The following is a 20414-nucleotide window of genomic DNA, read 5'->3' as shown; positions in this document are numbered from 1 at the left end:
CAGGGCACGGGTGCGTACGCGCACTCCCGCGCGGCGAGCGCGACGTGCGGAACGGGCAGGAAGCGCCGGTGAGTACGCCGAGCCCGAGCCCGACCGGTACGGCATCGCCGAGCCCCAGCCCCAGCCCGAGCCCGCAGCCCACCACGACACCGACACCCGGCACGACGCATCTGCCGTCGCCGGGGCAGCCGTCAGGCACACCCAGTCCGCAGCCGACGCCGTCGCCGAGCCCGAACGCGTCGCCGACCCCGCCGGTTCCCGGTCCGCCGCCCCAGCAGCCTCCGTCGACCCCGCCCGCCGTGACCAACCCGTGGACGGGCCCCGGCGGCTTCGACGTTCAGCCGCTCCATCTGTACCAGGTGTCGGCGGCTCTCTCCGTCGAGCAGCAGTCGTTCCACAGGGCGCTCGTGCAGTTCCTCGACGTGCACGCGGGCTACTCCAAGGTCGGCGGATCCGGCACCGTCACGGCCGAGTTCGCCACCCAGTACGCCGCGGTCGTCGCCCTGCTCATGGAGGCACACGGAAAGGCCGTGGTCGCCATCGGCGGCGCGGCGGTCGGTTTCACCACCACGGCCAACAACTTCCGGCAGGCGGACGCGGCCACCCACCCGCTCAATCCGCCCTTCGCACCGCAGCCGCCGCCGCAGGTCATCTCCGCGCCGCCGGCATACACGGCTCCGCCGCCGTTCGGTGTCCGCGACGGCAACGCCGTCGACGAATTCGCCGACGTCTTCGACGGCGGCGACATCCCCGGCTCCCTGATGCGCACCGTGATCGAGGAGGCTCTGGGTACCGGCCGGGCGCTGGAGATCCTGCCGCTCCCGAACTACCTCAGGGTCAACCAGCTCTCGCAGGCATGGCTGCCGTACCAGACGGGCGTCGGCATCATCCAGGGGCAGCTCACCGCCACCATCGATGTCATCACGGACCACGCCAACGGGGACTGGCACGGGGCGATGCTGCAGTTCGTGTCGTCGGTGTGGGGCACGACGGCCTGGGGCAAGAACACGGCCGGCTACGAGTGGGGGCACAAGCCGCCGACCGGCGCGGGCACGAGCCTCCCGGTCTTCGGCGTCCTCAGCACCACGGCCCAGATCCTGGCCCAGGCCATCCGCACGTACGCGGAGGCCGCGGAGAAGGTCCGCACCGAACTGCGCGAGATCCTGTACAAGGCGATCAAGGACGCCTTGGCTCTCCTGGAGGCCACCGACCTCAAGGACTTCATCGGGAACTTCTTCGAGCGCCTCAAGAAGCTGTGGAAGGGCCTCGGCGCCGCAGTGCTCCTCAGCATCGACACGGACGCCGTCAACAAGGCCGTCGACACCTACGAGACGACGCTGCGGGCCCAGACGCAGAAGGTGAAGGGCCTGCTCGAACCGCTGCAGGAGGCCTCGCGCGCGGTGCCGACCTTCCAGTCGGAGTCGGCGAGGGCGGAGGCGTTCGGGGCGCGGTCGCTCTTCGAGTTCGACCGGTCGATCGTCCCGCTCAACGAGCAGTCGCGGGACCCGAGCAACAGGTTCGGCATCGACCTCGCGTCCATGGAATGGGAGCGCAACGATTTCCAGCCCCCGCCTCCCGAGGCGCTCAGGGCCGGCAAGGAAGCCCACACGATCGACAAGCACATCGGACTCACCCCGGAGCAGCTGATGCACCGGCTGCGCGACCAGGGCGGCGCCGACGCGTCGACATTCCGCGATCTGCGGTCCGCCCAGCAGTACGTGCAGACCGGGGTGAACGACCCCGCGAAGAAGACCGAGTTGGAGACCTGGATGCGCAACCAGGAGCGGAAGGTAGCCGACGGTACGTTCAGACCGGGATCCGTCAAGGCCTGGGACTTTCCGGTCACGGACGCGAACGGGCAGCCGGTGGCCGTGGGGAGCTCCGTGAGTCAGTCGGACTTCGCCGCGTCGGGCTTCTCGGCCCGGCCCAAGGACGTGCACACGGTGCACGTGGTCCTCGCCTACTCGCCCGAGTCGAAGTCCTTCTACGTGCTCACCGCCTATCCGAAGGCCCCTTAGCATGCGTCAGGTGAACGAACCGACCGACGCCGTCCTCACCAGCGGGGTGCTCGCCCGCCTCGTCGACCTCGCCGCGGCCTCGCGGAACCCGGGGGCCGCCCCCTTGGAGGACGAACTCCAACGTTTCGCCCGCCTGATGCAGGACTCGCACACGATCGCCTGGGTCATGCCCTTCGACGCGGTGGCCTCACTCCTGGAGGCCCTGGCGGACGAATACGGCACGGAGCGGTTCGCGGCGAGGCCGACAGTGTTCCTTGATCGGCTCGCCCGGGCGGCCGGCGACGAACACGCCGACGCCTTCCTGCGTACCCTGGCGGCACTCCTCCGCGACCCCTGGTTCGGCGACTGCCCGGGCTTTGACGAACTCCCGCTCTCGCAGTGGGAGGCACTCGCCCGGTTCGACGTCGTGAACGAGTTCGCGTCACAGCTGCCCACCGGTGAGTACGGCAGCGACCCTGAGGCGGAGGCACGCGACCTGGTCGCCATGGATCACCCAGACTGTCACGGCAGAATCGCCGATCTCGCCGGACAGCTCCAACGAGTCCTCTACATGTTCCGCTCGTCCGCCGAGCTCGACGCGGCCTTCGCGCCCGTCATGCCGTCGGTGACGACCGCGCGGCTGCGGCTGCTGCTCGACGCCGTCCACGCCCACTTCGCCGAGCAGCACTGACCCACCACTCCATCGCCCCGAAATGAGCCGCCGCCATGCCCATCGATCCGAACCTCGCCGTCGCGGACGAGGACCTGAAGCGTCTCGCGGACGATCTGGACGCCATGCGGACGTACATCGACGGGCAGGTGCGGCGGATGGACGCGATCGTCGACCGGGCCGAGGCGCGGTGGCGCAGCGAGGCGGCGACGGCGTACCGGAAGCTGCACCGCGAGGCCGGGGCGGACGCCGTTCGGGTCCGGGAGATCCTGGGAGTGCTGGCGCAGGCGGTCCGGATGAGCCGGGACGGGTTCACGCGCCAGGAGCTGGACACTCTGCGGCAGTTCCGGGCCGAGGTGAAGAAGGTCGACATCGACGCGGAGGTACGGGAGCTGTCCGGCGAGGCGCCGGGTGTCGGAGCGGCGCCGACCAGCAGGATCAACGACATCTGATCGCACATCTGATCGCACATCTGAACGTTCGTAAGGCAGGGGGAACATGAGCGACGACGGCTCGATCACCGTCGACCTGGTCGCGCTGCGCGAGATAGGCGGCGACCTCGAGGACATCGTGAAGACGCTCAACGAGCGACTGAGCGCGCTCTACGACCGCACGGTGCCGGTCGTCCTGGCCTGGCAGGGCGAGGCCCGCGAGGCCTTCGTGGACGAACTCGACCGCTGGGACCGGCAGATAGAGGATCTGCAGGCCGCGCAGAAGTGGCTGCACGCCGTGGTCACCACCGGGCACGCCAACTACTCCGCCGCCCAGCGGGCCACCCTGCGCGGCTGGGGCGGGGCCTGACATGACCCCCGACATGACGAAATCCTCGGGGCCCGCGCCGGCCCGCGCCGACCGCGCCGCGACCTTTCCGGACCGGGTGACCGCCCAGTGGGCCACCCAGCAGGTGATCACGCTGAACGAGCAGGTCATCCACCGCTGGCTCGCCCAGTCCACGCGGCAGCGGCTCGTGATCGAGGCCGCCTGGCCCTCGCGGCCCGATCCGGTGGGCACGCTGCTCACCACCGGGATGGCGCTCGCCGGCCAGGAGCCGATCCCGGTGCACGCCGCCAGGGTCGTGCTCCGCCGGACCGGATCCGGCGAGCCCGGAGGGTACCCCTTCACCGTGCACTCCTCCCTGCCCGTCGACCTGTAGAGGCCACCGTGTCCCTGAACCCTGCCGAGCACGACCGCAAGTACGGCGAGCTCGACCAGGTCGTCCGAGCTCACCTGGGCCTCGGTCCGCACGCTCCCGAGGCGGTGGCCGGCTATCTGCGGCAGACCTGGCGCACCCGGCCCTGGGCGATCGCCGTCGCGGCCGAGCAACTGCGCGTCTACGCCGACAATCCGCCGGGGCGGCTGCGGATGCGGCTCGGCGAGTACTACCGGCTGCCCGACGTGGGGCTACCGCCCGAGGAGACCCGGGACTGGCTCACGGGCCTCGCCGACCGGCTCGACGGCAGCCTGGCGAACGGACAGGCGCCACCGCCTGCCGCGCCCGCGACGCCCTGGGAGTGGCGGGCCCGCTTCCCCGAGCTGGCGCAACTGCTCGGCGGCTGGTTCTCGCAGGACATGCCGGACGAGTTCGGCGACCACGAGGCCGCGCTCGCCGACTACCTGGCGGGCACCGATACGGGGCTCGTCGCCCAGCTGACGGGGGAGTTGCACGACCTCCTCGCCCTCGGCCTCGACGAGGACGGCCTGGCCCTGGCGCTGGTGACACTCGGTGCGGAGGTCGAGCCCCCGGTACCGTTCACCCCCGGCGCCTGGCTCGCCACGCTCGCCGTACGGCTGCGTGCCTGAGCTGGTCCGTGATCGGGCCCGCAGTGGTGTCGTTGCGGTCTCCTGGCCGCGTGTCCGAGCAGATGGGCCGTGCTCGTCGGCGATCCAGTTCTCGGACACGGTCTCAGCCGCGGGAGCAGGGATCTCACGGCGATCCAACTCGCAGGGTGCAACGTTCGCGCCCATACTTGAACTCAGAGTCTGATGTAGACCACTGGCAACCGGGGGTGGTCGGGTCCATGCGCTCGCAGTAGCGAAGAGGCGGGGCTTCTGAAGTCCAGCGATGCCGAACGGCTGTCACGCACGGCAAGCCGGTAGCGACATCGCGGAGTACCACCGCTCCCGAACCCCCGAAGCGACGCTCCCGGCACGGGCCGGCGACGACAACTTCCTCTGCGGGTCGCTCGATCACGAAGGTCATGTAGTAATGAACGTACCCAACACCGAAGAGCTGCGTGTCGTAGCCGACATCCCGGTGGGAGCGAAGCCGGTTGGTGTGGCCGTGAGTGTCCACGACCGCGTCTTCGTGACCAACAGCGGTGCCAACACCGTGTCCGTGATCGATTCTTCGACCAACACGGTGACCGACACCATCATCGTCGGATTGCGTCCGGAGAGCGTCGCAACCGATCCTCAATTCGGCGCCTGCGTGGCCAACGGCGGCGACAACACCGTGTCAATGATCGACAGACTCAACGCCGTCATCGGCACTGTCGGCGTCGAAGGCCTGCTCATCCCACTACCCCACATGGTGGGGGTGGCGATCGATCACCATCTGAGTCGCGCGTACGTGACCAACCGTGGTCTCGGCAGGGTGTCGCTGATCAACATCAGCGGCGCGCTGCCCCCATTCGCCCCCGACTTCATCGATGTTCCCGGTGCACTTGGTGTGGCGGTTGATTCCGTGAGTCACCTCGCCTTCGTCACGCGACCCGACTTCAACAGCGTGTCGGTGATCGACCCTGCGACCGACGGGATCGTGGCGACCATCCCCGTACGACAGCAGCCCACCGGCATAGTGGCCGATGCCCAGAGGCGTCGTGTCCTTGTCGCCAATTCAGGCTTCCACACAGTGTCTGTGATCGATACCGCTACGGGTGGCGTCGCTGATATCGACGTGGCAGCAGGACCCGTTGGTGTAACGGTCGACTCTCGAGGCGACGCCTACGTCACTCACGTCGAAGGTACGGTGACGGTGATCGATGCCACGTCCAACAGCGTGAGCGCCACCATCCCGGTGGGCTCCCGACCGGAGGGCCTGGCCTTCGAGCCCCACAGCGATCGCGTCTATGTCGCCAACAGCGGCGACGACACCGTTTCGGCAATTGATCTCGCCGCCGGCTAGACGTCACCCCATCCGTGACATCGTGGTGCCATGACCATCGTGGTTCGCCCGGCTTCGGTCTTCGAGGATGTCCGCACCCTGGTCGGGCCGAAGTCACCCGGGGCCAACGTCTGCTGGTGCCTGAGCTACCGGATCCCGTCCAAGCTCAACAACGAGCTCCGTGGGCCGGCCCGCGGGGAGTACGTCGCCGGGCTGTGCCGGTCGGTCCCCGCCCCGGGGGTGCTCGCGTACGACGGTGACGAGCCGGTCGGATGGGCCGCCGTGGCGCCGCGCTCGGACACCGCCTTCGCGCGCAGCCGTAAGATCCCGCACGTCGACGAGCTGCCGGTCTGGTCGCTGTGGTGCATCCGCGTACGCCCCGGTCATCGCAAGAGGGGCATCTCGCACGCCCTCATCGCCGACGCGGTCGAGTTCGCCCGCAGCCACGGCGCACCGGCGATCGAGGCGTACCCGATCGACAGCGGTGACGCGAAGGTCGACATGACGATGGCGTACGCCGGGATCCGGAAGAACCTCGAACGCGCCGGGTTCACCCACGCCGCCGACACCACATCGGTGCTTGCCGGTCACCCCCGGGTCCTGATGCGACTCGACCTGCGCTGACAGACCGGCCCCGCGGGCCCTCAGCCGACGTGGACGCGGGGGCGGCGGTCGCGGTCGGGTTCCGCCTCGCGCAGGACCTCTCGGGTGACCGGGGCGACCTCGCCCTGGCCGAGGAGGAAGAAGCGGAGGAAGTTGGCGAAGGGGTTGCCCTCGGTCCACTCGAAGTAGATGTGGGGGCTGACGCCCGTCATGTCGCGGGAGTGGAGGAGCAGGGCCGCCAGCGCGTTGGGGACTGAGGAGGACTCCACGGTGAGGACGCGGAAGCGGCCGTGCAGGACCTCGCCCCGCACCGTCAGGCCCGCCTCGAACTCCGAGGGGTCGGTGACCGTCACCTCGACGAAGACGAAGTCCTCGGTGGTCGGCAGGTCGTTGTCGGCGCGGATCTGCTCGATCTTGTCGCGGTACTCGGCGACGTCCCGGTTGTCGGGCTCGTTGGCGATGAAGCGCGGAGTGCGGCGGGAGATGTCCTGGATGAAGCGCTGGGCCATCTCGTCGAGGTCGACGTGGGTGACGCGGAGCTCGAAGGCGCGGCCGAGGCGGGAGAGGAGGGAGATGAGGATGATGCCGGCGATGAAGCAGGCGCCGATCTTCACACCGTCGGGGCGCTCGATGACGTTGACGACGGTGGTGTAGAGGAACACGGCGGAGATGACCCCGAAGCCGATGGTCCAGCCCCGCTGGCCGGCCTTGCGGGCCGCGATGGTCACCGCGATGGCGGCCGAGCAGATCAGGACCAGGACACCGGTGGCGTACGCACCACCCTGAGCGTCGACGTCCGCGTCGAAGATCCACGTCACGAGGAACGCGACCAGGGTGAAGACGATGACCATGGGGCGGACGGCGCGGGCCCAGTGCGGGGCCATGCCGTACTTCGGCAGGTAGCGCGGCATCAGATTGAGCAGGCCGGCCATCGCCGAGGCGCCCGCGAACCACAGGATCAGGATGGTCGACACGTCGTAGACGGTGCCGAACGCGTTGCCGAGGTACTCGTGCGCGAGGTAGGCGAGGGCGCGGCCGTTGGCCTTGCCGCCGGACTCGAACTCCTCGTGCGGGATGAGGACGGTGGTGATGAAGCTCGTGCAGATCAGGAAGACGCTCATGATGAGCGCGGCCGTCGTCAGCAGCTTCTTCGTACCCCGGATGCGTCCGGCGGGCTTCTCCTCCGTGTCGCCCGGCTCGCCCTGGACGTGCGGCATGACCGCCACACCCGTCTCGAAGCCGGACAGGCCCAGCGCGAGCTTCGGGAAGACGAGCAGGGCGACGCCGATCATGGCGAAGACGTTGCCGTGCTCGGTGGTCAGTGCGGCAGTCCAGTCCGTGACCACGTGGCCCTCGGTCAGGACGTGCCACAGGCCCGTCACGACGACGACCGCGTTGAGCGCGAGGTAGACGCCCACGAGGACGACGGCGACGCCGATGGCCTCCAGGAAGCCCTTGAGGAACACCGCGCCGAGCAGCGCGATCAGGACCATGGTGATCAGGACCTGCTTGTCGTGCAGGGCCTCTTCCAGGTGCGGGTTCTCCACCAGGTGGGTGGAGGCGTCGGCCGCCGACAGGGTGATCGTGATGAGGAAGTCGGTCGCGGCGAAGCCGAGGAGGGTGAGGACGAACAGCTTGCCCTTCCAGAAGGACAGGAGCCGCGACAGCATCGCGATCGAGCCCTCGCCGTGCGGGCTCTCCTCCGCCACCCGCCGGTACACGGGGAGCGCGCCGGCCAGGGTGACGATCACCAGGACGATGGTGGCGATGGGGGAGAGCAGGCCGGCGGCCAGGGCGGCGATGCCGGGCTGGTAGCCGAGGGTGGAGAAGTAGTCCACACCCGTCAGGCACATGACCCGCCACCAGCGCTGCCCCTTGTGTCCGGCGTCCGGCGCCGACTCCTTGGGCCGGGAGGGCTTGCCCTTCCCCATGTCGGAGAGGCCCTCCAGCATCCACGCGCGCAGTCGCCCGGTGCGCGCGTCCGGTGTGGTGGCCATGGGGGTACTCCTGAGCTGCTGCTGGATGAGGGGATTCGCCGTCGTGCGGACGGGCCGGGCCAGCGTAAGCAACGCGTCAACGGCCGATCAGGCCGGGCGCGTCAGGAAAGCGTCAAGATGCACCGGTCAGGCTCATCCTCGGCGCTGACCGATCGAGCGCGCGGGCGGTCAGCGCGACCGGGAGACGCCGACGTGTGCCTCCGCGGGAGCGCGTCGGCCTTGATGGCAGGGCGTCGCTGGAGCGGTCATGGGCGGTAGACGAGCTCGATCAGGACGGCCGCGATGAGGAGCCAGGCTCCTGCGCCGAGCAGCCACAGGGTGTCGTACGCGACTCCGAGGGCGCAGACGGGCAGAGCCGTGGCGGCGAGCGACAGCGACATGCGTCGCATGCGGCTGTCGGCGGGCGTCCGCGCGCTGTTCCGGCTCATGGCACGACCGTAGCCCCGTGGACGCCCGTGGTTGCCGAGCGCTCGCGTCAAGAAGGTGTGAAGAGAGCGCCGCCGGGCGCCAAGAACCCGCCAGGAACGAGGGGGAGCGTGCTGACCGGGACACACCCTGAGCGGACCTGAGCACGAAGGAGAACACCCGCATGTCCGCTCCGACCACCGAGAACGGTGCCACGCCCGTCGTCGAGGAACCCCCGGACACCGGTGCGCGGCACAAGCTGACGACCGTCACCGGACTCGCCGCGCTCTCGCTCGACGCGATGGCCTCGGTGGCGTACGGCCCCGAGGCCGTCGTTCTGGTCCTCGCGGCAGCCGGCGGATACGGGATCGGCTTCACCCTTCCGGTCACGCTGGCCATCGCGGGCCTGCTGGCCGTCCTCGTGGCCTCGTACCGGCAGGTCATCGCCGCGTTCCCCGACGGCGGCGGATCCTACGCGGTGGCCAAGGCGCACCTCGGTCGTCGCACCAGCCTGGTCGCGGCGGGTTCGCTCGTCCTCGACTACGTCCTGAACGTCGCCGTGGCCGTGACGGCCGGCGTCGCCGCCCTGACCTCGGCCCTCCCCGAGCTGTACGGCGACCGGCTGTGGATCTGTCTGGCGGTCCTCGTGCTGATCACGGGCGTGAACCTGCGCGGGATCGTCGACTCGGCCCGTGTGTTCATCGCCCCGACCGCCGTCTTCATCGGCGCGATCCTGGTGCTGATCGTCGTCGGCCTGTTCCGCGACGCCCCCGTCTCCACGGCCGCGTCCGACGGGCACGCCTCCGTCCTCACCGACAACGCCACCACCGTCGGCGCGCTGCTCCTGCTGAAGGCCTTCGCCTCCGGCTGCTCGGCCCTCACCGGCGTCGAGGCGATCGCCAATGCCGTGCCGTCGTTCCGCGCCCCGGCGGCCCGCCGGGCGATGCGCGCGGAGGTCGCGCTCGGCGCGCTGCTCGGTGTGATGCTGATCGGCCTGTCGGTCCTGATCTCCCGCTTCGGGCTCCAGCCGGTCGAGGGCGTCACCGTCCTCGCCCAGCTCGCCGACGCCTCCCTCGGACACAACTGGGCTTTCTACGTCGTGCAGTTCGCCACCATGGTGCTGCTGGCGCTCTCCGCGAACACCTCCTTCGGCGGCCTTCCCGTCCTGCTGAAGCTCCTGGCCCGCGACAACTGTCTGCCGCACGTCTTCGGCCTGAAGGCCGACCGCCAGGTCCACCGCCACGGTGTCGTCTGGCTCGCCGTCGTCTCCGCCGCGCTGCTCGTCTTCTCCGCGGGCGACACGAACACGCTCGTCCCGCTCTTCGCGATCGGCGTCTTCGTCGGCTTCACGATCGCCCAGACCGGCATGGTCCTGCACTGGCGCCGCGAGCGCGGCCCCAAGTGGGCCGCGAAGGCCGTGCTGAACGGTCTCGGCGCGGTTCTCACCGGTGTCTCCGCGGTCGTCGTCACCGCCACCAAGTTCCACGACGGGGCCTGGCTGATCGTCATCGCCCTGCCGGTCCTCGTCCTCGCCTTCGAGGCCGTGCACCGGGCGTACGGGCGGATCGGCGAGCGTCTCGGCGTCGGCCGGATCCCCGAACCGCCGCACCGCGAACGCTCTCTCGTCCTGGTCCCCGTCTCCTCGCTGACCCGCCTCACCAGCGAGGCCCTTACGGCCGCGGTCTCCCTCGGCGACGAGGTCCGCGCGGTCACCGTCTGCCACCCGGACCCCGAGGACGTGGCCGCCACCGAGGCCCTGGAACGCGACTGGGCGCTGTGGAACCCCGGCGTCCCGCTGGTCCGGCTCCCCTCCGAGCGCCGTTCGCTCGGCCGGCCCATCACCGCGTACGTACGCGACCTGGCGGCGACCGAACCGGGCACCCGGGTCACCGTCCTCGTCCCCGAGGCCGAACCCGAGCACCTGTGGCAGCGGGCCCTGCAGAACCAGCGGGGCGCGGTCGTCGCCCACGCCGTCCGCCGCGACACGAACGCCGTCGTCTGCCGGCTCCGCTTCCGCTGCTGAGCATGCCGGGGACAGCGGGGGCCGGATCCTGCGAGGTGGATCATGAGGATTCCGCTTCGGGACACGGCTGCCGTCGCCGCCGGAGTCCTGGACACCTGGTGGACGTACTCGTGGGCCAGCCGGAAGCCCGCGGTCCAGGCGAGGAGGCGGCTCGGGCGGTTGTCGCGGGAGCAGCTCCAGCCGGCGCGGCGGCCGCGGGCCGCGATGTCGGCGGTCAGTCCGGCGACGCAGGCCAGGGCCAGGTGCTGACGGCGCTCGTCGGGCGCGGTGGACGTAGAACATCCCCTCCCAGGGGGCGAGTTGCTCGAAGGCGGTACCGAGCACGGGGACGAAACGGCCCGGCGGGATCGACGAGGAACTCACCGCCCGCATCCGTGACCTGCGGGCGACACAGAGGCGCCTGCGCCGACTCGCCGCCGGAGAGTTGGCACCGGTGCCTGCGGAGGTCGCCGCCCACCTGACGCAACTGGCCGACTGGGGATTCACCCCGCGCTGGGTGGACCTCCAGCGAGACCTGTGGATCCTCGTCTTCGCCACCCATCCGGACCATGCGGGCGCGCTCTTTCGCGACCAGTCCGAGTCCCTCGCCGACCCGGCGCTACGGCAGCTCTTCCTCGACTACGACCGCGCTCACGACCTCGACGCCGGGGATCCACGCGTCGACGCACTCGCCCACCGCATCGTCGACGCGACGCGGCGACGCTACGGCCCCGGCGAACCGCCCGAGGTGGACTCGGCCTCCGAGATCCCCGCCCTCATCCAGGCGGCGGTCAACGCCTCTTCCCCGGCCTGGCGCCGACTCGACACACTGATTCGCGATCGACCGGAGGCGTGACCGGCCCCGGGACTCCGGTTGGTGTGTTCGACGACCTGCCCCTGTCCGCCCTCGCTGCGGCCGCACTCGCGGGGTGGTGTGGAAGGTGGGATCGGGGGCAGGCGGGTGATGAGCGCATGGGACCGCTCCTCGTGCTCGCGGACTTGCCGTCCCCCCTTTCCGGCAAGCCCGTGAGCAGGCGAACGGCCCGCACCTGGCAGGGGTGCGGGCCATTCGGCCTTCCGCGGCCTGCGGACCGCTCCGGCGTACGTGCACCTCGGCCCGTGACGACGTATGAGCGGCGTACCTGCACCTCGCCCGTGACGCAGGGTGCGGTGCCATGTGGTCCAGGTGGCCCCCGTGGCCGTGCGAGCGCCTGTCCGGCGGGTCACCATCGACGTGACCGGGGAAGCGGGGGACGCGGGAGAGACGGAGGCCGTCATGGCAGCAGGTTGGGAGCCCCGGCCCACGGACGGCGCCGGTGCCGACGGGTTCGGCGGGGCCGAATGGCGGCCCGTTCTGGACGTGCCCCCGCCGGGGCAGCAGCGTCGGTGGACGGTGTTGCTGCGCTGGCTGCTGCTCCTCCCGCAGTTCATCGTCGTCGCCCTGCTGTCCTTCGCCGCCTTCTTCGTCACGATCGCGGGTTGGTTCAGCGCCCTGGTCCTGGGCCGGCTGCCCGACCCGATCGCGTCCTTCCTCGGCTCGGTCCTCGCCTACCAGACCCGCGTCTCGGCGAGTGCGGCCCTCCTCGTCGACCGGTACCCCCCGTTCGCCTTCGACGCGCCCGACTACCCGGTGCGCATCGAGCTGCGCGCCACCCCGCTCAACCGGCTCGCTGTCCTGTTCCGGCTGATCCTGATGATCCCGGCGGCCATCGTCAGCAGCCTCGCGCAGTCCGGCTGGTTCGCCATCAGCTGGGTGTTCTGGCTGATCGGCATCATCCTGGGCCGCCTCCCCGAACCGGTCTTCGGAGCCACGGCGGCCGTCGTCCGGTACCGGATGCGGCTGGCCGCCTACGCGATGATGCTGACGCCCGTGTACCCCAAGGGGCTCCTGGGCGACGCCCCCGAAGCCGCCGCACAGCCCGCGTACTCCGCGACCCGTCCGCTCCGGCTGAGCACCGCCGCGCAGGTACTGGTCTGGCTCTTCCTGCTCCTCGGGCTCGCCGGTCATCTGACCTCGGGCACGATCGACTACGACGACACCGGCGACGACTACCCGGGCGCGGCCGCCGGTCGAGTCGCGGGGTGACCGCCCCGGCGGGCTTGCGTATGTACTGGACGCCGCCGCGCGGGGAACACGGCTGACGCGTTCCCCGTGGTGCGGTGGGGGAAGAATGCCTCGTCTTACGGTGGTTCGATGCGATTCGTTCCCAGATGGGCTCTGTTGTCCTCGGGGTGTGCCCCGCTGCTGCTGGTCGGTGGCTGGATCGTCGCGGCGCTGCTCGAAGGACCCGCCTACGATCCCGTCACGCAGACCATCAGCGTCCTCGCGGCCTACGGGGCCGAGGGGTCCTGGGTCATGACCGGGGCGTTCCTCGCGCTGGGCGTCTGCCACCTCGTCACCGCATGGGGGCTGCGGCCCGCTGCTCCCGCCGGGCGGGTGGCGCTCGCCGGTGGCGGTGTGGCGGCCTTCGTGGTCGCGCTGGTGCCCGCGCCGAGCAGTGGGGGGTCCCTGAAGCACGGAGCGGCCGTCGTGGCCGGCTTCACGCTGCTCGCGGTGTGGCCGGTGCTGGCCGCCGTACGCCGTGGCGGCGTGCCGTGGGGGCTGCGGCTGACGCCCTCCGTCGCCGTGACCGTACTGATGGCCCTCGGTGCGGTCTGGTTCCTCGTCGAGATGGACCGGCAGGGGTCCGCCGGTGTCGCCGAGCGGCTCGTGACCTGCATCCAGTCCACCTGGCCCCTGGTGGTGGTCGCCTCCTGCCTCCGCTACGCCGGTGACTTGAGCGGCAAGGGAGGTAAGGGAGGCAAGAGTGGTGAGAGTGGTGTCAGTGACGAGAGTGATGAGAGCGACGAGACGTCTGCGCCGCCTCGATGACCGTGGCGTGGGGAAGCGAGGCGCGCCGCGTCGTCGACTCTGCTCGCTTGTATGTTCGATTTGGCGTTATGGTGGGTCCGTGACCGACGCACGACCCGCCCTGCCCGGACTCCAGGGTTCCTTGTTCGACCAGGGCGACGAGATCCGCTACGGCCCGCTGGACGGTCTCCGGCGGACACCGCTCGACGGTGGCGCCTGGGTCGACCACCTCCCCGGCTGGCTGCACGGCGCCGACGCGCTGTTCGAGGAGCTCGTCGGCCGGGTGCCCTGGCGGGCCGAGGAACGGCCGATGTACGACAACGTCGTCGCCGTACCCCGGCTCCTGGCCCACTACGGCGAAGGAGCACCCCTCCCGCACCCGGCCCTCGCCGAGGCCCGGGAGACGCTCGGTGCCCACTACGCCGCCGAGCTCCGGGAACCCTTCGTCTCGGCCGGTCTCTGTCTCTACCGCGACGGCCGCGACAGCGTCGCCTGGCACGGCGACCGCACCGGCCGTTCCGCCCATCACGACACGATGGTCGCCATCCTCTCCCTGGGCGACCCCCGCGACCTCGCCTTCCGCCCGCGGGCCGGCGGCCCCACGTATCTCCGCCTTCCGCTCGGCCACGGCGACCTCGTCGTGATGGGCGGCTCCTGCCAGCGCACCTGGGAACACGCCGTCCCCAAGACGAGCCGCGCCGTCGGACCCCGCATCAGCGTGCAGTTCCGCCCCCGCGGAGTCCGCTGAGACCCGAGCCCGTGTCCGGACCTGCGCCCGGACGGTGTCTGGACCTGCGCCTGGACCGGGGGCTGGACCGGCGGCTGGACCTCGGTTCGGGGCTAGACCTCGGCCCCGGTCTCCGTCTTCGCCCGGTGCGGGCGGAGTGCGATGGCGCACCAGACGGCCGCCACGATCAGGGCCGCCGCCGCCATCGCGCCGGCCGGCGGTGCCTCCGGGCGCCAGCCGAGGGAGATCCGGGTGCCCAGATACGTCAGCCCGGCCGCGATCCGGCCGGGGGCGTAGACCGGGACCTTCGCGGCGGTGGCTCGCAGGACGGCCGCCACGGCGAGGCCGATCGCGGCCCAGGCGACCAGGTACGGCCACAGCGCGCCGGGCGCGGCGGGCGGGAGGCCGTACTCCTCGGGGCCGATCCGGAACAGGGAGGTGAGCCAACCCGCCGCCACCGCGGCGGCGCTGACGCCCACCACCCAGAGCGCGTGGCGCCAGAAGGGGCCCGGTCGTACCGTCTCCTCCTCGTCGAACGAGTCGGATCCGGAGGGGGAGTCGGGTGCGAAGAGGTCGGTCACGGTCGGTAGGACGCCGCGCGGCGGTACGGGGTTGCCCCTCGGCGCCCCGAAGATCGTCGGCCCGTCAGCCGGCCCAGCGCCCGGTCAGATACGTCAGGGCGAACAGCGTCGACAGGGGTGCGGCGAGGCAGAAGTAGGCGGTCCTGAAGCGTGGTGAGCGAAGGGTCCACGCGGCCAGCGTGATCCACAGGGGCCACCACAGGAGGGTCGCCCGGGGGATGGACTGGTACCAGTAGGACGTCCCCAGGGCCCACAGGCTGAGGCCGACGTAGGCGGCTTCGGGCCAGCGGCGGCGGCGTACCAGGAGGGCCACCAGCGCGAGGCCGACGACCATGGCGAGGAGTTCGGCCTGGAACATGAAGGCGTAGCCGGTCGTCTGGACCTGGTCGAACGCGGACTGCCAGGTGTTGCTCCAGGCGTCCCACGGTGCGTGGAACTGGCGGTACCACCCCCGCTCCTGGGCGTGTTTCCAGGCCATCCAGTCGCCGGTGTGGGCGTGCAGATACCAGGCGTACAGGGCCGCGGGAAGGGCCGGCAGGGCGAGCCAGGGCAGCGGCCGCCAGTCGGACCGGGCACGGGCCGTCAGGACGAAGTGCAGGGCGAGGGCCGCGGCGAGGAACAGACCGCTGATGCGGACGGTCGTCGCCAGTGCGGCCAGCGCGGCGGCCAGGGGCCAGTTGCGGCGGTGGGCGGCGAGCCAGGCCGGCAGGGCGAGGGAGAGGAAGAGCGACTCGCTGTACCCGGTGGCGAGGAAGACCGCACACGGCGAGAGCAGCAGGAGCTGAGCCGTCCGTCGGCCGGCGTTCGCGTCGGGCAGATACAGGCGTGCGATCCGTACGAGTGCCAGAACCGCGATCCCGCCGGCGACGAACGAGATCAGCAGCCCGGCCGCGGTCCAGCTCGGTACGACGGTGTGGAGGGCCCGCAGGGCGAGGGGGAATCCCGGGAAGAACGCCTCGCGGTTGTCCCACTCGGCGTCCCACGGGCCGCTTCCCGCCGGGAAGTAGCCGTCGCGCGCCACGTTCAGGAAGTGTCCCCAGTCCCAGCGTTCGAAGGGCGCGAGGACGGGGCCCGCGTCGCGTGCGCCGGCGTCGGCCGGGAAGAGCCATCGTGCGCCGTAGGCGGTGATCCACAGGGCCGTGCGGGTGAGCAGATACAGCCACAGCACGTCCCGGTCCTCGGCGCTGAGCGGCAGCGTCAGCAGCCGCCGGCGGCGGTCGGTGCGGGGGAGGGGGAGGGGGAGGAGCGGGGGAAGCGGCGTCGTCTTTTCCCGCGACCTCGGGGATATCGCAGACATAGGGGACTTTCGTCGGGGTGGGAGGGCACGGCGGATCGCGCGACGGCGGCGCGTCACGGGGCGAGGGGGCCATGCGGCGGAGGTCAGGTCGGGCGGGGGCTGGGGTGGTCAGGGGCCGCCCGGGGAGGTCAAGTGGCCCGCCGGGGTGGGCAGGGGCGCGGTTCGGTGGTCCGGCCGGTTCGAAGGTCCCGGCGGTTCGGTGGTCCGGCCGGTTCAACGGTCCCGGCGGTTCGGTGGTCCGGCCGGTTCAGGGATTCGGCCCGCGCTGTGCTCAGGGCGGCGACGTCGTCACCCGTCCCGACGGCTCCGTCGTCGTCGCCGACGGATCGCCGTCGGGGCCCTCCTGGGTGGGCGAGCCCGGTGCTGTCGAGCTGCTCAGCGGCGGGCCGGTGGTCTCCCCGGGGGACGGCGCGTCGGCCGAGGGGCTGACCGCCGGTACGACCGGAGTCGGCGCGTCCGACAGGAGAGCCGCCGCGGTCACCCCGCCACCGGCGAGGATCAGGCACGCGGCCCCTGCGGCCACGGCGACGCGGCGCCGGTGCGCGCGCCTGGCGCGTTCGGCGATGCGCGCGACCGATACGGCGCGGGCGCGGGCCTGCCCGGAGGCGGCGGCCTGCCGGAACATGTCGCGAAGAGGGTCCCGGGGGTCCTGGGCGTCCTGGGGGTCAAGCACCGGGGTCCTCCTCAACGTTCCGGGGCTGCAGTCGATCGGCGAGGGCGACCCGGCCACGGACCAGGTGCGTCTTGACGGTGCTGGCGGACTGGCCCGTCTCGCCGGCGATCTGTTCGACGCTCAGGTCGCACAGGTAGTGCAGGGTCACCGTGCGGCGCTGCTGGGCGGGCAGGTCGCGCAGCGCGTCGATGAGCACCACGTACTCGGGGCCGGGTCCCTCGACGGGCGGTGGAGCGCCCGCGCGGTCCCAGGCGTCCGACGTGCGCCTGCGGAAACGCCAACGACTCACCGCCAGGCGCCAGGCGACCGTACGGATCCACGCCTCCGGCTGCCCGTCGCGGTCGAGCTGCCGTCGCCGGCTCCATCCCTTGACGAACGCCTCCTGTACGACGTCCTGAGCCTCGTGCAGATCGCCCAGCATCACGTACAGCTGCCCTGTGAGTCGCGCGACCGCCTGCTCGTAGAACGCCTCGAACTCCTCAACGGTCAACACTCACTCCCGGATCTTTCGCTTCACCACGCATACGCCTGGCGCCAGGCGTCCGGTTGACACGGTTCGCGCATCCACAGAGTGATGGTGGTCACAGAACCGGGGCGGTCGCACGACGTGCGGCGGACGGCGCGAAGGCGTGTCCACGACGGTCCGGTCCGCGTCGACAGCCCGGTGGGACCTCCCGGGGGCTTCGGCTCGGCCAAGGGGGCGAAAGGAATCCGGACGCCGATGTCGAGAACCCGCGGTCGGCTCCGTCCCGGGGGTGGAAGTGACCACAATGGGTCGCACCGGCACCGAGGAGACGATCCGCCATGGCCAAGTACCTGCTGCTGAAGCACTACCGAGGCGCTCCCGCCGCCGTCAACGACGTCCCCATGGACCAGTGGACGCCGGAGGAGATCTCGGCGCACGTGACGTACATGGACGACTTCGCGGACCGCCTCAAGGAGACCGGCGAGTACGTCGACAGCCATGCGCTCTCCCCGGAGGGCACCTTCGTCCGGTACGACGGTGAGGGGCGGCCGCCGGTCACCGACGGCCCGTTCGCCGAGACGAAGGACGTCATCGCCGGCTGGATGGAGATCGACGTCGACAGCTACGAGCGGGCGGTCGAACTGGCCGGCGAACTGTCCGCGGCGCCGGGCGCGGGCGGCAAGCCGATCCACGAGTGGCTCGAACTGCGCCCGTTCCTGTCCACGGCGCCCACCATCACGGAGTGATGAGCCCTTCCGTGGACGACGCCCTGCTCAGGAGCCTCACGCCGGGCGTGCTCGGCATCCTCGTCCGCCGCGGAGCCGACTTCGCGGCGGCCGAGGACGCCGTACAGGACGCCCTGGTCGAGGCGGTCCGTTGCTGGCCGGAGGACCCGCCCCGGGACCCGAAGGGCTGGCTCGTCACCGTCGCCTGGCGGAAGTTCCTCGACGCGACCCGGGCGGACACCGCCCGGCGCCGGCGCGAGGACCTCGTCGAGGAGGAGCCGCAGCCCGGGCCCGCGCCCGCGGTCGACGACACGCTCCGGCTCTACTTCCTCTGCGCCCACCCCTCGCTGACGCCGTCCTCCGCGGTCGCGCTCACGCTGCGCGCCGTCGGCGGGCTCACGACCCGCCAGATCGCCCAGGCCTATCTGGTGCCCGAGGCAACCATGGCGCAGCGCATCAGCCGCGCCAAGCGCACCGTCTCGGGAGTGCGGTTCGACCGGCCGGGCGATGTGGCCACCGTGCTGCGCGTCCTCTACCTGGTCTTCAACGAGGGCTACTCCGGCGACGTCGACCTCGCCGCCGAGGCCATCCGGCTCACCCGGCAGCTCGCGGCCGTCATCGACCACCCCGAAGTGGCCGGGCTGCTCGCCCTCATGCTGCTCCACCACGCGCGGCGGGCCGGCCGTACCGCACCCGACGGCAGCCTGGTGCCGCTCGCCGAGCAGGACCGGGGCCGCTGGGACACCGCGCTGATCGCCGAGGGCGTCGAGATCCTGCAGGCGGCCCTGGCCCGCGACCGGCTCGGCGAGTACCAGGCCCAGGCCGCCGTCGCCGCGCTCCACGCCGACGCGCCCACCGCGGAGGAGACCGACTGGGTGCAGATCGTCGAGTGGTACGACGAGCTCGCACGGCTCACCGACAGCCCCGTCGTCCGGCTCAACCGCGCCGTGGCCGTCGGCGAGGCCGACGGGCCGCGGGCCGGGCTCGCGGCGCTCGCGGATCTGACCTCCTCCGTGGGCTCGTCCACCCGTGGCCATGGCCACCCCCTGCCGCGCGCCACCGCGGCGGCGGCGTACCTCCACGAGCGGGCCGGGGACCTGGGGACGGCGGCACGGCTCTACGCCGACGCGGCCCGGGTGGCCCCCAACCTCGCGGAACGCGACTACCTGACCCGCCAGGCCGCGCGCCTCAACACCCGCCTGCGCGGCTGAGGACGGCCGGGCCGGATGCGGAGCCGGTCAGTTGAGGGCGTCGTCCATGGAGCTCTGCCAGTACGTCACGCGCAGCGAGCTGTCGACGTACACGCCCTTGCCGGCGAGCCGGGGCCTGGCGGTCGTGCCGTTGGTGAAGCCGACCGTGAGGCTCGTCGTCGTGTAGCCGTCCTGTCCGCTGCCGTCGGCGGCGGACAGGATCACGCCCGCGTACCCGGACTCACCCGGAGCGAGGGTCACGACCGCCTGCGGGTGGGTCTCCTCGATGACCGGCGGGACGGACTGGGCCTCGCCGAAGCGGGCGACCGGGTAGCCGAGGAGGTCGCAGAGGCCGGAGCCGGTGTTGGTGACGGTGAACAGCATGTGGTTGAGCGGGCGGGCGACCGGGGTGGCGGTGGTCTTGGTGTTGCCCGCGCCGCACTGCTTGTTCCGCGAGGGCCCGCTCGTGTCGTCGCCGCCGCCGGACGTCGAGGCGTTGGCCCCGCTGTTGCCGCCGGTGCCGTTGCTTCCGGCGGAGCCGCTGCTTCCGGCGGAGGTGGTGCCGCCGGACTTCCCGCCGGTTGCGGTGCCCGTTCCGGCGCCCGTGGTCGTACCGCCGCTCTTCGATCCGCCGCTCTTCGATCCGCCGGTCGAGCCGGCCGTCGAGCCACTCGTGGAGCCCGCCGTGCTGCCGGACGAACCGTCCTCGGGCTTCGTCGTCGTGTCGCCCGTGGGGGTCTTGGTCGGGGTCTCGGCCTGCTGCGTGGCCGAGGCGGTGGGTGCGACGGACGTCGTGGCGGCACCTTCGTCCTTCGCGGCGCCGCTGCCGCAGGCGGTGAGCGAGAGCGCGGCGACCGCGAGCGTCGTGGCGGCGAGAAGACGGGTGCGGGTGGTGCGTCCGGACATGGGAGTCCCCCTCAAGGATGGGGTCGGAAATCGGTCGTTGTGCGGCGTCGGCCACCGGTTCCCCGTGGCGGCCTTGCTTCGCCGACCACAGCTTGTGACAAGATCCGTTCCAGCTGCCGCTCCTGGCGGGTGGTACGGGACGCTGGAATGAAATCAAGGCGCTGACCTGCACTGATGTCCCTGTCTTGGGACGCGGGGACGAACGCCGGAAGAGGGTGGAA

At 71.4% G+C, this 20414-nt stretch carries 22 protein-coding genes and 1 pseudogene; 15 read left to right on the top strand and 8 right to left on the bottom strand.

Annotated features, from left to right (window positions below):
* The first annotated feature begins 299 nt into the window (after window positions 1–299).
* The 8 genes from E0F75_RS40370 (at window position 300) to E0F75_RS06335 (ending at window position 6394) form a co-directional block, all read left to right on the top strand.
* The gene (locus tag E0F75_RS40370) at window positions 300–2018 is read left to right on the top strand and encodes an RNase A-like domain-containing protein (protein ID WP_187621475.1); all 1719 of its coding nucleotides are present in this window, start codon (window positions 300–302) and stop codon (window positions 2016–2018) included.
* A 10-nt stretch (window positions 2019–2028) separates the two neighbouring features.
* Window positions 2029–2688, top strand: coding sequence for a hypothetical protein (locus E0F75_RS06365; RefSeq protein ID WP_187621474.1), 660 nt, complete (start codon window positions 2029–2031; stop codon window positions 2686–2688).
* Window positions 2689–2723: 35 nt separating this feature from the next.
* The gene (locus tag E0F75_RS06360) at window positions 2724–3119 is read left to right on the top strand and encodes a WXG100 family type VII secretion target (RefSeq protein WP_187621473.1); all 396 of its coding nucleotides are present in this window, start codon (window positions 2724–2726) and stop codon (window positions 3117–3119) included.
* Between the two features lie 46 nt (window positions 3120–3165).
* A complete protein-coding gene (locus E0F75_RS06355) occupies window positions 3166–3468 on the top strand; it encodes a WXG100 family type VII secretion target (protein WP_187621472.1) in 303 nt (100 codons plus the stop codon).
* Window positions 3469–3481: 13 nt separating this feature from the next.
* Window positions 3482–3820 (top strand): RNase A-like domain-containing protein, encoded by a 339-nt coding sequence (locus E0F75_RS06350; protein ID WP_187621471.1) that lies wholly within the window; start codon window positions 3482–3484, stop codon window positions 3818–3820.
* Window positions 3821–3828: 8 nt separating this feature from the next.
* The gene (locus tag E0F75_RS06345) at window positions 3829–4467 is read left to right on the top strand and encodes a contact-dependent growth inhibition system immunity protein (protein ID WP_187621470.1); all 639 of its coding nucleotides are present in this window, start codon (window positions 3829–3831) and stop codon (window positions 4465–4467) included.
* 406 nt (window positions 4468–4873) lie between these two features.
* Window positions 4874–5791 carry a YncE family protein gene (locus tag E0F75_RS06340; protein ID WP_187621469.1) on the top strand — a complete coding sequence of 306 codons (918 nt, stop codon included), beginning with the start codon at window positions 4874–4876 and terminating at the stop codon, window positions 5789–5791.
* Between the two features lie 30 nt (window positions 5792–5821).
* Window positions 5822–6394 carry a GNAT family N-acetyltransferase gene (locus tag E0F75_RS06335; protein ID WP_187621468.1) on the top strand — a complete coding sequence of 191 codons (573 nt, stop codon included), beginning with the start codon at window positions 5822–5824 and terminating at the stop codon, window positions 6392–6394.
* A gap of 20 nt (window positions 6395–6414) precedes the next feature.
* Here the strand turns inward: E0F75_RS06335 and E0F75_RS06330 are convergent, their stop codons facing one another.
* Together E0F75_RS06330 and E0F75_RS06325 are read right to left on the bottom strand one after the other, a co-directional pair.
* Window positions 6415–8370, bottom strand: a complete 1956-nt coding sequence (locus tag E0F75_RS06330) for an APC family permease (protein ID WP_187621467.1) — start codon at window positions 8368–8370, stop codon at window positions 6415–6417.
* A gap of 245 nt (window positions 8371–8615) precedes the next feature.
* Entirely contained in the window at window positions 8616–8798 is a 183-nt protein-coding gene (locus tag E0F75_RS06325) for a hypothetical protein (RefSeq protein ID WP_187621615.1), read from the bottom strand.
* Window positions 8799–8959: 161 nt separating this feature from the next.
* Here E0F75_RS06325 and E0F75_RS06320 point away from each other — a divergent pair, with 161 nt between their 5' ends.
* Window positions 8960–10798 carry an APC family permease gene (locus tag E0F75_RS06320; RefSeq protein WP_187621466.1) on the top strand — a complete coding sequence of 613 codons (1839 nt, stop codon included), beginning with the start codon at window positions 8960–8962 and terminating at the stop codon, window positions 10796–10798.
* Between the two features lie 161 nt (window positions 10799–10959).
* Here the strand turns inward: E0F75_RS06320 and E0F75_RS06315 are convergent.
* Window positions 10960–11016 (bottom strand): annotated as a pseudogene (locus tag E0F75_RS06315) (hypothetical protein); the annotation flags it as partial.
* 215 nt (window positions 11017–11231) lie between these two features.
* On the opposite strand from E0F75_RS06315, the gene E0F75_RS06310 reads away from it, so the two are divergent.
* The 4 genes from E0F75_RS06310 (at window position 11232) to E0F75_RS06295 (ending at window position 14376) form a co-directional block, all read left to right on the top strand.
* Complete coding sequence (locus tag E0F75_RS06310; protein ID WP_187621465.1) at window positions 11232–11633, top strand: MerR family transcriptional regulator; 402 nt, start codon at window positions 11232–11234, stop codon at window positions 11631–11633.
* A gap of 420 nt (window positions 11634–12053) precedes the next feature.
* Complete coding sequence (locus tag E0F75_RS06305; protein ID WP_187621464.1) at window positions 12054–12863, top strand: DUF4389 domain-containing protein; 810 nt, start codon at window positions 12054–12056, stop codon at window positions 12861–12863.
* 108 nt (window positions 12864–12971) lie between these two features.
* Window positions 12972–13649 (top strand): DUF998 domain-containing protein, encoded by a 678-nt coding sequence (locus tag E0F75_RS06300; RefSeq protein WP_187621463.1) that lies wholly within the window; start codon window positions 12972–12974, stop codon window positions 13647–13649.
* Between the two features lie 79 nt (window positions 13650–13728).
* Window positions 13729–14376: an alpha-ketoglutarate-dependent dioxygenase AlkB gene (locus E0F75_RS06295; protein ID WP_229312531.1), complete on the top strand. Its 648-nt coding sequence runs from the start codon at window positions 13729–13731 to the stop codon at window positions 14374–14376.
* Between the two features lie 92 nt (window positions 14377–14468).
* Here E0F75_RS06295 and E0F75_RS06290 read toward each other — a convergent pair whose 3' ends face one another.
* The 4 genes from E0F75_RS06290 to E0F75_RS06275 form a co-directional block, all read right to left on the bottom strand.
* On the bottom strand, window positions 14469–14936 hold the full coding sequence (locus E0F75_RS06290; RefSeq protein WP_187621461.1) for a hypothetical protein: 468 nt from the start codon (window positions 14934–14936) through the stop codon (window positions 14469–14471).
* 64 nt (window positions 14937–15000) lie between these two features.
* Window positions 15001–16233, bottom strand: a complete 1233-nt coding sequence (locus E0F75_RS06285) for a mannosyltransferase family protein (RefSeq protein ID WP_187621460.1) — start codon at window positions 16231–16233, stop codon at window positions 15001–15003.
* 271 nt (window positions 16234–16504) lie between these two features.
* A complete protein-coding gene (locus E0F75_RS06280; RefSeq protein WP_229312530.1) occupies window positions 16505–16906 on the bottom strand; it encodes a hypothetical protein in 402 nt (133 codons plus the stop codon).
* Window positions 16899–17396, bottom strand: coding sequence for a SigE family RNA polymerase sigma factor (locus E0F75_RS06275; RefSeq protein WP_030313934.1), 498 nt, complete (start codon window positions 17394–17396; stop codon window positions 16899–16901). Before E0F75_RS06275 ends, E0F75_RS06280 begins: the two co-directional genes overlap by 8 nt.
* Window positions 17397–17710: 314 nt before the next feature.
* Here E0F75_RS06275 and E0F75_RS06270 point away from each other — a divergent pair, with 314 nt between their 5' ends.
* Together E0F75_RS06270 and E0F75_RS06265 are read left to right on the top strand one after the other, a co-directional pair.
* Window positions 17711–18118 (top strand): YciI family protein, encoded by a 408-nt coding sequence (locus E0F75_RS06270; protein ID WP_187621459.1) that lies wholly within the window; start codon window positions 17711–17713, stop codon window positions 18116–18118.
* The gene (locus E0F75_RS06265) at window positions 18118–19308 is read left to right on the top strand and encodes an RNA polymerase sigma factor (protein ID WP_187621458.1); all 1191 of its coding nucleotides are present in this window, start codon (window positions 18118–18120) and stop codon (window positions 19306–19308) included. The genes E0F75_RS06270 and E0F75_RS06265 overlap by 1 nt, the downstream gene beginning before the upstream one ends.
* 27 nt (window positions 19309–19335) lie before the next feature.
* Here the strand turns inward: E0F75_RS06265 and E0F75_RS06260 are convergent, their stop codons facing one another.
* The gene (locus tag E0F75_RS06260; RefSeq protein WP_187621457.1) at window positions 19336–20193 is read right to left on the bottom strand and encodes a DUF4232 domain-containing protein; all 858 of its coding nucleotides are present in this window, start codon (window positions 20191–20193) and stop codon (window positions 19336–19338) included.
* Window positions 20194–20414: the final 221 nt, after the last annotated feature.

Source organism: Streptomyces sp. CB02980 (assembly GCF_014451325.2).
In the GTDB taxonomy this organism is placed as follows: Bacteria; Actinomycetota; Actinomycetes; order Streptomycetales; family Streptomycetaceae; genus Streptomyces.
Note: the sequence above shows the minus strand (reverse complement) of the source record. Positions and strands in the feature narration are given on the sequence as shown.

Coding starts and splice junctions, on each gene's coding strand:
- E0F75_RS06360 (WP_187621473.1), top strand. CDS start 2,724: ATGCCCATCGATCCGAACCTCGCCGTCGCGGACGAGGACCTGAAGCGT.
- E0F75_RS06355 (WP_187621472.1), top strand. CDS start 3,166: ATGAGCGACGACGGCTCGATCACCGTCGACCTGGTCGCGCTGCGCGAG.
- E0F75_RS06350 (WP_187621471.1), top strand. CDS start 3,482: ATGACGAAATCCTCGGGGCCCGCGCCGGCCCGCGCCGACCGCGCCGCG.
- E0F75_RS06340 (WP_187621469.1), top strand. CDS start 4,874: ATGAACGTACCCAACACCGAAGAGCTGCGTGTCGTAGCCGACATCCCG.
- E0F75_RS06335 (WP_187621468.1), top strand. CDS start 5,822: ATGACCATCGTGGTTCGCCCGGCTTCGGTCTTCGAGGATGTCCGCACC.
- E0F75_RS06330 (WP_187621467.1), bottom strand. CDS start 8,370: ATGGCCACCACACCGGACGCGCGCACCGGGCGACTGCGCGCGTGGATG.
- E0F75_RS06325 (WP_187621615.1), bottom strand. CDS start 8,798: ATGAGCCGGAACAGCGCGCGGACGCCCGCCGACAGCCGCATGCGACGC.
- E0F75_RS06320 (WP_187621466.1), top strand. CDS start 8,960: ATGTCCGCTCCGACCACCGAGAACGGTGCCACGCCCGTCGTCGAGGAA.
- E0F75_RS06305 (WP_187621464.1), top strand. CDS start 12,054: ATGGCAGCAGGTTGGGAGCCCCGGCCCACGGACGGCGCCGGTGCCGAC.
- E0F75_RS06300 (WP_187621463.1), top strand. CDS start 12,972: ATGCGATTCGTTCCCAGATGGGCTCTGTTGTCCTCGGGGTGTGCCCCG.
- E0F75_RS06285 (WP_187621460.1), bottom strand. CDS start 16,233: ATGTCTGCGATATCCCCGAGGTCGCGGGAAAAGACGACGCCGCTTCCC.
- E0F75_RS06270 (WP_187621459.1), top strand. CDS start 17,711: ATGGCCAAGTACCTGCTGCTGAAGCACTACCGAGGCGCTCCCGCCGCC.
- E0F75_RS06265 (WP_187621458.1), top strand. CDS start 18,118: ATGAGCCCTTCCGTGGACGACGCCCTGCTCAGGAGCCTCACGCCGGGC.
- E0F75_RS06260 (WP_187621457.1), bottom strand. CDS start 20,193: ATGTCCGGACGCACCACCCGCACCCGTCTTCTCGCCGCCACGACGCTC.